Annotated in this window: 10 protein-coding genes (1 of these 10 cut by a window edge); 8 read left to right on the top strand and 2 right to left on the bottom strand. The window is 71.8% G+C overall.

The features are described from left to right. Window positions 1-41 precede the first annotated feature (41 nt). The 5 genes from AB6L24_RS20300 (at window position 42) to AB6L24_RS20280 (ending at window position 5853) form a co-directional block, all read left to right on the top strand. The gene (locus AB6L24_RS20300; RefSeq protein ID WP_405657278.1) at window positions 42-1412 is read left to right on the top strand and encodes a phosphomannomutase/phosphoglucomutase; all 1371 of its coding nucleotides are present in this window, start codon (window positions 42-44) and stop codon (window positions 1410-1412) included. A gap of 450 nt (window positions 1413-1862) precedes the next feature. Continuing rightward, window positions 1863-2039, top strand: a complete 177-nt coding sequence (locus AB6L24_RS20295) for a Trm112 family protein (RefSeq protein ID WP_078619623.1) — start codon at window positions 1863-1865, stop codon at window positions 2037-2039. 96 nt (window positions 2040-2135) lie between these two features. Beyond that, window positions 2136-3470 carry an SIS domain-containing protein gene (locus tag AB6L24_RS20290; protein WP_405657277.1) on the top strand — a complete coding sequence of 445 codons (1335 nt, stop codon included), beginning with the start codon at window positions 2136-2138 and terminating at the stop codon, window positions 3468-3470. A gap of 160 nt (window positions 3471-3630) precedes the next feature. Beyond that, window positions 3631-4782 (top strand): mannose-6-phosphate isomerase, class I, encoded by a 1152-nt coding sequence (gene manA / locus AB6L24_RS20285; protein WP_405657276.1) that lies wholly within the window; start codon window positions 3631-3633, stop codon window positions 4780-4782. 111 nt (window positions 4783-4893) lie between these two features. After that, window positions 4894-5853 (top strand): cation diffusion facilitator family transporter, encoded by a 960-nt coding sequence (locus AB6L24_RS20280; protein WP_405657275.1) that lies wholly within the window; start codon window positions 4894-4896, stop codon window positions 5851-5853. Between the two features lie 70 nt (window positions 5854-5923). Here AB6L24_RS20280 and AB6L24_RS20275 read toward each other — a convergent pair whose 3' ends face one another. Next, window positions 5924-8008: a fructose-specific PTS transporter subunit EIIC gene (locus tag AB6L24_RS20275; protein WP_405657274.1), complete on the bottom strand. Its 2085-nt coding sequence runs from the start codon at window positions 8006-8008 to the stop codon at window positions 5924-5926. A 369-nt stretch (window positions 8009-8377) separates the two neighbouring features. Here AB6L24_RS20275 and ahcY point away from each other — a divergent pair, with 369 nt between their 5' ends. Both ahcY and AB6L24_RS20265 read left to right on the top strand, forming a co-directional pair. Beyond that, on the top strand, window positions 8378-9832 hold the full coding sequence (gene ahcY, locus AB6L24_RS20270; protein ID WP_380845133.1) for an adenosylhomocysteinase: 1455 nt from the start codon (window positions 8378-8380) through the stop codon (window positions 9830-9832). A gap of 183 nt (window positions 9833-10015) precedes the next feature. Further along, complete coding sequence (locus tag AB6L24_RS20265; protein WP_405657272.1) at window positions 10016-10630, top strand: hypothetical protein; 615 nt, start codon at window positions 10016-10018, stop codon at window positions 10628-10630. An 82-nt stretch (window positions 10631-10712) separates the two neighbouring features. On the opposite strand, the gene AB6L24_RS20260 is transcribed toward AB6L24_RS20265, so the two are convergent. After that, window positions 10713-11639, bottom strand: coding sequence for an RDD family protein (locus tag AB6L24_RS20260; RefSeq protein ID WP_405657271.1), 927 nt, complete (start codon window positions 11637-11639; stop codon window positions 10713-10715). A 111-nt stretch (window positions 11640-11750) separates the two neighbouring features. Between AB6L24_RS20260 and AB6L24_RS20255 the strand changes: the two genes are divergently transcribed. After that, a protein-coding gene (locus AB6L24_RS20255; protein WP_405657270.1) for a stage II sporulation protein M crosses the window boundary here: on the top strand, window positions 11751-12160 show its 5' portion. 598 nt of this gene lie beyond the right edge of the window; the window shows 410 of its 1008 coding nt (coding positions 1-410); its start codon is at window positions 11751-11753; its stop codon lies off the right edge, out of view.

Here is a 12160-nt window from a genome sequence, read left to right as displayed (position 1 = left end):
AGGGCTTGCCGAGCTCCCTGAACCTTGCAGAGAGGGTTGCCGTGACTGCTGATCTGTCCCAGCTCGTGAAGGCGTACGACGTGCGCGGGGTGGTCCCGGACCAGTGGGACGAGTCCCTGGCGGAGTTGTTCGGCGCGGCCTTCGTGAGCGTGACGGGAGCGGACGCGATCGTCGTCGGGCACGACATGCGCCCCTCGTCGCCCGGTCTGTCCCGCGCCTTCGCGCGAGGGGCCGCGGCGCGCGGCGTCGACGTCACCGAGATCGGCCTGTGCTCGACGGACCAGCTGTACTACGCCTCGGGCGCGCTGAACCTGCCCGGCGCGATGTTCACGGCCTCGCACAACCCGGCGCAGTACAACGGCATCAAGATGTGCCGCGCGGGCGCCGCACCCGTCGGCCAGGACACCGGCCTCGCCGACATCCGCGCCCTGGTCGAGCGCTGGTCGGACGAGGGCGCCCCCGCCCCCGACCCGGCGGTGACCCCCGGCACGCTCACGCGCCGCGACACCCTCAAGGACTACGCGGCGCACCTGCGCTCCCTGGTGGACCTCACCACCATCCGCCCCCTGAAGGTCGTCGTCGACGCGGGCAACGGCATGGGCGGCCACACCGTCCCCACCGTCTTCGAAGGCCTGCCCCTCGAACTCGTCCCGATGTACTTCGAGCTGGACGGCACCTTCCCCAACCACGAGGCCAACCCGCTGGACCCGGCCAACATCGTCGACCTCCAGGCGCGCGTCCGCGAGGAGGGCGCCGACCTCGGCATCGCCTTCGACGGCGACGCCGACCGCTGCTTCGTCGTCGACGAGAACGGCGGCCCCGTCTCCCCGTCGGCGATCACCGCCCTGGTCGCCGCACGCGAACTCGCCAAGCACGGCGGCTCCGGCACGGTCATCCACAACCTGATCACCTCCTGGTCGGTCCCGGAGGTCGTCCGCGAGAACGGCGGCACGCCCGTGCGCACGCGCGTGGGTCACTCCTTCATCAAGGAGGAGATGGCCAAGTCGGGCGCCATCTTCGGCGGCGAGCACTCCGCGCACTACTACTTCAAGGACTTCTGGAACGCCGACACCGGCATGCTGGCCGCCCTGCACGTCCTCGCGGCCCTCGGCGGCCAGGACGGCCCGCTCTCCGGCCTCGTCGAGCAGTACGACCGCTACGCGGGCTCCGGCGAGATCAACTCCACGGTCGACGACCAGAAGGCACGCCTCGCGGCCATCCGGTCCGCGTACGAGGGCCAGGACGGCGTCACCATCGACGAACTCGACGGCCTGACCGTCACGTCCACGGACTGGTGGTTCAACGTCCGCGCCTCCAACACGGAGCCCCTCCTCCGCCTGAACGCGGAGGCCCGTGACGAGAAGACGATGACCCGGGTACGGGACGAGGCACTGGCGATCATCCGAGCCTGAGCCGGGCTCACGCCGCACGCTGTGGCTGTCGGCGCACCCACGCACAAGTGGGTGCGCCGACAGCACGGCAGGCTTGCGGGTGCGGGTGCGGGTGCGGGTGCGGGTGCGGACTGGCGTCCTGCCCAGCGCTCGCGGTCACACACCCTGCGGCGAGCTGGCGTCCTGCCTCGCCTTTCGCGGTCACACACGCCCCAGGGCGAGTCGACATCCAGCCGCGTTTGTGGGCAGGCGTTCCGCCCGGCGATAGGGGTCTCCCCTGCTCGAGCGAAGCCGAGAGCTTGGGGAAGGGTGGGCACGAACGCACCACGGGCCGCACCCGAGAAACAAGCGTCCGCCCCACCGGGGCATCCGGGGCGAAGCCCCGCCTCGACCCCGCCCAAGGCCCCTGCCCAGCGGTACCCTGACCAGGCCACACACCCACGTACCAGCACGTTCGAAAGGACCCGCACCATGCCGCTCGAAGCCGGCCTCCTGGAGATCCTCGCCTGCCCGGCCTGCCACGCCCCCCTCAAGGAGACGGACACGGAACTGGTCTGCACGGCGAACGGCACGGACTGCGGCCTGGCCTACCCGGTCCGCGACGGCATCCCCGTCCTCCTGGTCGACGAGGCCCGCCGCCCCGCGTAACGATCGAAGAGGCGCACCGTACGAAGCCGCGACCGGCACCCCGTACGACCACCCAGCCCGCCACCCGCCGTCGCACGGCGATCGGAGGCCGCCCTCATGCTCGACGACTCGCTCCTTGACGCTCCCGAGGCCCTGGCCCGGGCCGACCTGCACGATCTGCTGCGCGGCGCCGCCGAGGCGGGCGCCCGGGTGCGGACCGCGCTCCGGCACGCCACGGAGTCCGGCCTCACGGAACTCAAGCCGGACGGCCGCCCCCGCGCCGTCCTGATCGCGGGCCCGGGCACCGCGGCGACCGGCGTGGCCGACCTCATCACCGCGCTCGCGGGCACCGGCTGCCCCGTCGTGCGCCTCGCGCCCACCGGGGTCGCCCCGGCCGCGGGCGCCCTGCGCTGGTCCCTGCCCGGCTGGACGGGCCCCGTCGACCTGCTGCTCATCGTCACCCCGGACGGCACGGAGCCCGGCCTGACGCTCCTCGCCGAGCAGGCCTACCGCCGCGGCTGCACCGTCGTCGCGGTGGCCCCGTCCCGCACCCCGCTGGCGGAGAGCGTGGACGGCTCGCACGGCCTGACGGTCCCGATGGCGATGTCACCCGTGGCGGCGTACGGGACGACGTACGGCGAGGCGGAAAGCCGCGTCGGCACGCGCCAGGAGCCCACCACCCCCGGCCGCCCGGACCCCACGGACCCCGCCCAGCCGGACCCCACCGGCCCCGGAAGCCCCGACACCCTCGGCCACCCCGGCGCGGCCCACGGCGTACCGGAGGACCGCGGCCCCCTGACCGCCCCGCACCACGATCCGCCGGAGGCCCCCGCGGCCGCCCCCGGCACCCTCTGGGCCCTGCTCACCCCGCTGCTCGTCCTCCTGGACCGCACCGGCCTGATCGCCGCCCCCGTGGACACCCTGCAGAAGGTCGCCGACCGCCTGGACGACGTCGCCGAGCGCTGCGGCCCGGCCATCACGACGTACAGCAATCCCGCGAAGACCCTCGCCGTGGAGCTGTCCGAGTCGCTGCCGCTGATCTGGAGCGAGGGCCAGGCCGCGGGCATGGCGGGCCGCCGCTTCGCCGCCGCCCTCGCCGAACTCGCGGGCCACGCCGCGCTCGCCGCCGAGCTGCCCGAGGCCCTGCCCGCGCACGCCGCGCTGCTCGCGGGCGGCGGGGCGGGCGGCGCCGACAGCGACGACTTCTTCCGCGACCGCACCGAGGAACCGGCCGTGCTGCGCGCCCGCGTGATCATGCTCCGCGAGCGCCCGTCCGACGCCGGCGGCCTGACCGCGGCGCCCGCCGCCCGCGAGCTCGCCCACAGCCACGACACCCCGCTCAGCGAGCTGGAACCGGAGGACGGCAGCGACCTGGAACGCCTCGCCGAGCTGATCGCCATCACGGATTTCGCGGCCGTTTACCTGACGCTCGCCTCCGGGGGCCGATCATGACCGCAGGCCGACCGTGCCGGGTGCCCCACGTGACCGCGCGCCGACCGCGTGTCCGACGTGACCGCACGCCGACCAGGACCGCACGCCGACCACGGGTGACCGCCCCGGCCGGGGCGACCGCACCCGCGTACCCGCACCATCCGTAAGGGAGACCTCCCCCGTGGACCGCCTCACCAACACCATCCGCCCCTACGCCTGGGGCTCCACCACCGCCATCGCGGAGCTGACCGGCGCCGAGCCGACCGGCGAGCCGCAGGCCGAGATGTGGATGGGCGCCCACCCCGGCGCACCCTCGCGCACCGAGCGCGGCCCGCTCAACGAGGTGATCGACGAAGACCCGGCGCGCGAGCTGGGCCCGCGCGCCGTCGCCAAGTTCGGCCCGCGCCTGCCCTTCCTCCTGAAGATCCTCGCCGCCGGCGCCCCCCTCTCCCTCCAGGTCCACCCGAACCTGGAAGAGGCCAAGGAGGGGTACGCCGACGAGGAGCGCCGCGGCGTCCCCGTCGACGCCCCGCACCGCAACTACAAGGACGCCAACCACAAGCCCGAACTGATCTGCGCGCTCACGCCCTTCGACGGGCTCTGCGGCTTCCGCGCCCCCGCCGAGGCCGCCGACCTGCTCGCGGGCCTCGGCGTCGACTCCCTCAAGCCGTACGTCGACCTGCTGCACGCCAAGCCCGAGGAGGCCGCGCTGCGCGAGGTCCTGACGGCCGTCCTCACCGCCGACCCGGACGACATGGCGCGGACCGTCACCGAGGCCGCGGCCGCCGCCGAACGCCTCGGCGGCGACTACGCCCCGTACGCCGCCGTCGCCCGCCACTACCCCGGCGACCCCGGCGTCATCGCCGCCATGCTCCTCAACCACGTCCAACTCCAGCCCGGCGAGGCCATGTTCCTCGGCGCCGGCGTCCCGCACGCCTACATCCAGGGCCTGGGCGTGGAGATCATGGCCAACTCCGACAACGTGCTGCGCTGCGGCCTCACCCCCAAGCACGTCGACGTACCCGAACTCCTGCGCGTCGTACGCTTCGAGGCCACCGACCCCGGAGTCCTGCGCCCCGAGGCCTCGGCCGACGGCGAAGAGGTCTACGAGACGCCGATCGACGAGTTCCGCCTCTCCCGCTTCGTCCTGCCCGCGGGCGGCGCCGCCCACGACCTCACCGCCGACACCCCGCAGGTCCTGCTCTGCACGGCGGGCACGGTCCGCGCGGGCGACCTCGCCCTGACGCCCGGACAGTCCGCGTTCGTCCCCGCCGGTGAAAAGGCCGAAGTGTCCGGGACCGGCACGGTTTTCCGCGCCACTGTGGTCGCCTGACCCGCCGCACGCCTCCAGTGCTGCAACAATGACCCACCGCAAAGGCCGGGCCGCGCAGCGCCCGGGCGTGGGCAACGCGTAGTGACGCAGGCGAAGGGACATCGGGCACACATGAGTGCGTCAGGCGGAACAAAGGCGATCGTGGCGGCACTCGCCGCCAATCTCGCGATCGCGGTGGCGAAGTTCGTGGCGTTCCTCTTCAGTGGCTCGTCCTCGATGCTCGCCGAGAGCGTCCACTCGCTCGCCGACTCCGGCAACCAGGGCCTGCTGCTCCTCGGCGGCAAGAAGGCCCAGCGCGAGGCGACCCCGCAACACCCCTTCGGCTACGGCCGCGAGCGCTACATCTACGCGTTCCTGGTCTCCATCGTGCTCTTCTCCGTCGGCGGCATGTTCGCCATCTACGAGGGCTACGAGAAGATCAAGCACCCGCACGAGATCGAGCACTGGTACTGGCCGGTGGGCGTCCTGGTCTTCGCGATCATCGCGGAGTCCTTCTCCTTCCGTACGGCCATCAAGGAGTCCAACGCCCTGCGCGGCAAGCTCACCTGGACCCAGTTCGTGCGCCGCGCCAAGGCCCCCGAGCTGCCCGTCGTGCTCCTGGAGGACCTCGGCGCCCTCGTCGGCCTGGTGCTCGCGCTCGGCGGCGTCGGCCTCGCCCTCGCCACCGGCGACGGCGTCTGGGACGGCATCGGCACCCTCTGCATCGGCGTCCTGCTCATCCTCATCGCGATCGTCCTCGCCGCCGAGACCAAGTCGCTGCTCCTCGGCGAGGCCGCGGGCACCGAAGAGGTCGCGAAGATCGAGCAGGCCCTGGTCGACGGCGACACCGTCACCGGCGTCATCCACATGCGCACGCTCCACCTCGGCCCCGAGGAACTCCTCGTCGCCGCCAAGATCGCCGTCCAGCACGACGACACGGCCCGCGAGGTCTCCGAAGCGATCAACGCCGCCGAGGCCCGCATCCGCACCGCCGTCCCCATCGCCCGGGTCATCTACTTGGAGCCGGACATCTACAACGCGGAAGCGGCAGCGACGGGCACGAACCCGGCGAAGTCCCCGGGCGGCCACTGACGGCAAGGGCCCCGCACCAGTCCGGTGCGGGGCCCTTCAACGTACGGCCTGCGTACGGGCGTACCGGCCCTCACCGCACCTCGCGCAGCACCTCCAGCACAGCCCTCTCATCCGGCGCGGCCTCAAGCCGCTCCCGGAACCCCCCGTCCATCAACTTCCGCGAGAGCATCGCCAGAATCCGCAGATGCTCATCACCCGCCGAAGCCTCCGGCACGGAGATCATGAAGATCAGCTTGGCCTTCGTACCGTCGAGCGCCCCCCACTCGATCCCCTCAGCGGACCGAGCGAACCCCACGACCGGCGAGGTCACCGCATCCGTCTTGGCATGCGGAATGGCGATCTCCTCCCCGAGCCCGGTGGTGCCCTGAGCCTCCCGCCGCAGCGCGGTCCGCACCAACTCCTCCACGTCGACGACCTTCCCGGTCCGCGCGAGCAGCTCGGCCATCTCCCGGATCGCGGCCTCCTTCTCGTCGGCGTCGAGCTGAACCTTGACGGTCTGCTCGGTCAGATACCCGGAGAGAACATCCGCAGGTGCCGCTTGCACCGGAGTCGAAGCGGCAGGCGCGGCAGGGGACTTCCGCAGCGGTGCCGCCGAAGAGGCAGCTCCGGCCCCGACTCCGGCCCCGACACCCGCGAGCACCGGCTCAGCACCCCCACTCCCCGCACCGACCACCGGCTCCCCCCGCCGCTTCCGCTCACTGATGTCCACCAACGCCACAGTCGTCAGCGCCGTGACCACCGTGCCGATGGCCACAGCCACGAAGAACATCGGCACACCACCGACAGCCCCGAGCACAGCCACGATCGGCCCACCGTGCGGCACCGCGTCCTTCACGTCAGCGAGCCCGGCGACCGCGCCGGCCACCGCTCCGCCCAGCATGTTCGCCGGAATGACCTGCGCGGGCCGCGCCGCCGCGAACGGAATCGCGCCCTCCGAGATCCCGAACAAGCCCATGAACAAGGCCGCGAGCCCGGTCTCCCGCTCCTGCTCGCTGTAGAGCCGCTTGCGGATCAGCGTCGCGAGGCCCTGCCCGAGCGGCATCACCGGAATCGCCGCGGCACACATGCCCATGACGGTCTGGTTGCCGGTGGCGATGAGCCCCGCACCGAACAGGAACGCCGTCTTGTTGACCGGCCCGCCCATGTCGAACGCGATCATCAGCCCCAGGATCGCGCCGAGCAGGATCGCGCTCGTCCCGGTCATCCCGCTGAGCCAGTCCGTCAGATGCTCGAACACCCACGAGATCGGCTTGCCGATGACGTAGATGAAGAAGAGCCCGAGCGCGCTCGTCGCCAGGATCGGGATCACGATGATCGGCATGATCGGCTGGACGAACTTCGGGACCTTGACCTTCTTGATCCACAGCACCAGATACCCGGCCAGGAACCCGGTCACGATCGCCCCGATGAACCCCGCCCCCGCCTTGGAGTCGTACAGCTCACCGGTGTTGGCGATCCACCCGCCGATCATGCCCGGCACGAGGGCCGGCCGGTCCCCGATCGCGTACGCGATGTACCCCGACAGGATCGGCACCATCAGCGTGAACCCGATGACCCCGATCTGGTTCACATGCATCCAGAACGAGTCGTCGGGGATGACCAGACCCCCCTTGGGGTCGGTGTGCCCGCCGAGCGACAGCGAGATCGCGATCAGCAGCCCGCCGACCACGACGAACGGGATCATGTACGAGACGCCGTTCATCAGCGCCTTGTACGCGACGCTCCGCTCCCGGCCGCCGCCCGCGCCCCCGCCGCCGCTCGTCGTCGCGGCCCCACCGGCGCCGCCCCCGCCCCCGTGCACGGGCGCGCTCTGCACCTGCTCGATCAGGCGCTCCGGGTGGCTGATGCCCTCGGAGACCCCGACGGACAGCACCCGCTTGCCCGCGAACCTCGCCAGGTCCACATCCTTGTCGGCCGCGACGATGATGCCGTCGGCATCTCTGACATCGTTGTCAGTCAATACATTTTCGGCCCCGATGGAGCCCTGCGTCTCCACCTTCATCTCGATGCCCTGGCTGTCGGCGGCCTGCTGGAGCTTCTCCGCCGCCATGTACGTGTGGGCGATGCCCGTCGGACAGGCGGTCACCGCGAGCAGCTTCAGGCGTGGGTGCCCACTGGGGTCCCCGCCTGCCACGGGGTCGGCCGGACTGGTCACGTGGATCTCCTAACGCCTTGGCCAAAATCGATCGCGCGCATGCTCCCGATCTCCAGGCATCCTGCAACAGACGCGGACCGGTTCCAAAGCGCAAAGGTCCCGGTTCGGCGGGGTCTCAGGACCTTTGTTCCTTCCTCGATTCGGCCACAGTCCCGCACGAGGCGGGCTGGGGCGCGCTGGGCCAATCGGTGTAGATTCGTGACAGTGCCAGACGTCGCTGCTGATGGCGGTCGGGCGGTCCGCTCCTGGACCGGCCGAGGGAGAGAGGGCCTCCGACGGACTGCGCTGCGTGCGGCGGTGCACCTCTGTGCCCCGACGCCGCAGGTCAGCCATGCCCACCCTCGACCCAATCACGAGGAGCAGCTCAGAATGACTGCCGCCAACGGCCACGACTTCAAGGTCGCCGACATCTCCCTCGCCGACTACGGCCGCAAGGAGATCACCCTCGCCGAGCACGAGATGCCCGGCCTGATGGCGATCCGCAAGGAGTTCGCCGCCAGCCAGCCCCTCGCCGGCGCCCGCATCATGGGCTCGCTGCACATGACCGTGCAGACCGCCGTCCTCATCGAGACCCTGGTCGCCCTCGGCGCCGACGTCCGCTGGGTGTCCTGCAACATCTTCTCGACCCAGGACCACGCCGCCGCGGCCATCGCCGTCGGCCCGAACGGCACCCCGGACAACCCCCAGGGCATCCCGGTCTTCGCCTGGAAGGGCGAGACCCTGGAGGAGTACTGGTGGTGCACGGAGCAGGCCCTGACCTGGCCGAACACGCCCACCGGCGGCCCGAACATGATCCTGGACGACGGCGGCGACGCCACCCTCCTCGTCCACAAGGGCGTCGAGTACGAGAAGGACGGCAAGGTCCCGGCGATCGAGACCGCCGAGTCCGACGAGCACCGCGTCATCCTGCAGACCCTGCACCGCACGCTCGCCGAGAACCCGCAGAAGTGGACCCAGCTCGCCTCGGAGATCCGCGGCGTCACGGAGGAGACCACGACCGGCGTCCACCGGCTGTACGAGATGCACCGCGACGGGCAGCTCCTGTTCCCGGCGATCAACGTCAACGACGCCGTCACCAAGTCGAAGTTCGACAACAAGTACGGCTGCCGCCACTCCCTCATCGACGGCATCAACCGCGCCACCGACGTCCTCATCGGCGGCAAGACCGCGGTCGTCTGCGGCTACGGCGACGTGGGCAAGGGCTGCGCCGAGTCCCTGCGCGGCCAGGGCGCCCGCGTGATCATCACCGAGATCGACCCGATCTGCGCCCTGCAGGCCGCGATGGACGGCTACCAGGTCACGACGCTCGACGAGGTCGTCGAGACGGCCGACATCTTCATCACCACGACCGGCAACAAGGACATCATCATGGCCGCGGACATGGCCAAGATGAAGCACCAGGCGATCGTGGGCAACATCGGCCACTTCGACAACGAGCTCGACATGGCCGGCCTCGCGAAGCTCCCGGGCATCGTCAAGGACGAGGTCAAGCCGCAGGTCCACACCTGGACGCACCCCGACGGCAAGGTCCTCATCGTCCTGTCCGAGGGCCGCCTGCTGAACCTGGGCAACGCCACCGGCCACCCGTCCTTCGTGATGTCCAACTCGTTCGCGGACCAGACCCTGGCCCAGATCGAGCTGTTCACCAAGCCCGACGAGTACCCGACCGACGTCTACGTGCTCCCCAAGCACCTCGACGAGAAGGTCGCCCGCCTGCACCTGGACTCGCTCGGCGTGAAGCTCACGACGCTCCGCCCCGAGCAGGCCTCGTACATCGGCGTCGAGGTCGAGGGCCCGTACAAGCCGGACCACTACCGCTACTGATCCCGGCCCCGGCCGCCACCGCGACCGCCCCGCCACGGGACACCCCGACACGGGACCCGGTCACATCCGGCGGCCGCCCGGCAGTACGCCTCCAGCAGGCCCTCGCCCACCGGGGCGGGGGCCTGCCTCCGTAGCGGCGCCCGCCGGGACGATCTGCCCCACGCCCGACAAGGACCACGCACCATGCCCCGCGGCCGATATTCGCTTCACGATCCGCACGATCACACCCCCCTTGGTGAAGAACACTTCCACTGCGCGCCCGGCCCTTCCGGCTGGCGCTACGTCGCCCAGCGCACCACCCCCTCGGGCGACCACGCGGGCTCCGTCGACCTGGCCATCGACGAACTCGGCCGCCCCATCCGACTCGAACTGCACGCTTCCGGCTGGCAGGTGCGCGCCGCCGCCCTGGACGGCGTCACCTGGGTCCGGACCGACGCCACCGGCGCACACGCCGACGAACACAACGCCCCCGCTCACGCCATCACCGGCACATCCCCCGCCTTCCTCGTCGCCACCGCCCGGCTGCTGCGGCTCGCCCCCGCTTCCCCCGCGACCCGCGTCCGCCTGGTCGCCTTCACGGACCCGGTCCTCGCCCCCCGCACCCTCGACCAGTCCTGGGCCCTGCTGAAAAGCGAAGCACACGCCACTGACAACGGCCCGCTGACCGTGGACGAATACCAGGTCACAGCCCTGGACACGGGCGAACAGCACACCATCCACCTCACCGGCGACGTCGTCCTCGCGGCCCCCGGCGTCGAGCTGGAGAACCTGGAGACGCCGCCGTCGGTGTTCGGCTGAGGCTCGGGCATTCGGCGAGGCCGAGGCATGCGGCGGCGCGGCCTCGGGCGGGTGCGGCCCTACGCCGGACGCCGGTGCCGGTTCACGCGGGCGGCACGAAGCCCGTCGAGGGCCGGGCGGGCTCGTCGGGCGCCGGGGGAGCAGAGGGAGGAGGGGGAGTGGGCCCGGCGGCGGGCTGCGGCGGCTGCGCGGGCGCCGACAAGGCCGCAGGCGTACCGGGCGCACCCGGCACACCAGACCCAGGAGCCACCCCCACCCCTTGCTCCCCGAACGCCCGCCGGGCCTCCCGCGCCTGCCGCTCCTGCACAACGGCGGCGAGGAAGGCCGCCGGGGGCACGCCCTCCGGAGCGGGAGCCCCGGTCCGCGCCACCACATCGTTGGCGAGACGTTCCGCCATCGCCCAGCCGACCTGTGGATCCAACTGCCCCATCCGCGTCAGGTACTGGCGAACGGCCAGCCACAGCCCGTCCGGCACCGCGGACAGATCCAGCTCCGAGAACCGCCCCACGAGCCATGGCGGCGGTGCGGGCACATACTCGGTACGCCCCGCCGGCACCCGCTCCCGTACGACAAGCGTCCCCGCGAAGACGTCCCCGAGCCGCCGCCCGCGTTCCGACACCAGCGAGGCGATGCACGCGACGACCCCGAACGTCATGAGGATCTCCACGACCCCGACCGCCCCGCGCACCAGCGCGTGCCGGAACCGGATCGGCCCGCCGTCGTCCCGCACCACCCGCAGCCCGCACGCCAGCTTCCCGAGCGACCGCCCGTGGCTGAGGGTCTCCACGGCGATCGGCACACCCACGAGCACCAGCACGAACGTCGCCACCGCGATCGCCGCCACCGCCGCGTCGTCGAGCGACCCCGCCGCGGCCAGCAACCCCAAGGTCACGGCCAAGTACGCCGACCACGCCACGACCATGTCGATGAGCACCGCCAGCGCACGACTCGGCAACTTCGCGGGACGCAGTTCCAGCGCCACCGCCTCGCCCGTCACCAGCTCACTCACGCCTGCCGCCCTTCCCTTCGCTGCCCCCGGAACCGCCAGTCTGCCAAGCTGACTATCGATCGCGCCGCACCACGAGAGCCGCAGTACGAGAAGCCGAGGAGCAGCCAACCGATGGACCTCGACGTCTTCGTGTCCGCACACCGGGCCGAATGGGACCGTCTGGACACCCTGCTGCGGCGCCAACGCCGACTCACCGGCCCCGAGGTCGACGAGCTCGTCGTCCTCTACCAGCGCACGGCCACGCACCTCTCGCTGATCCAGTCCAGCGCCCCGGATCCGCAGCTGACCGGCCGCCTCACCCAGCTGGTGGCACGCGCGCGCAGTGCCGTGACAGGCACGCGCCGCGCCTCCTGGAGAGACGCCACCCGCTTCCTGACGCACGGCTTCCCCGCCGCGGTCTACCGCACCCGCCACTGGTGGGTACCCACAGCCCTGCTCTCCATAGCCCTGGCCGCCGTGATCGGCTGGTGGATCGGCACCCACCCCGAAGTCCAGTCCTCGATCGCGGCCCCCTCGGAACT

Origin of the sequence: Streptomyces sp. RK9 (genome assembly GCF_045070545.1) — a bacterium.
Classification (GTDB): Bacteria; Actinomycetota; Actinomycetes; order Streptomycetales; family Streptomycetaceae; genus Streptomyces; species Streptomyces alboflavus.
This window is presented reverse-complemented; position numbering and strand designations above follow the sequence as displayed.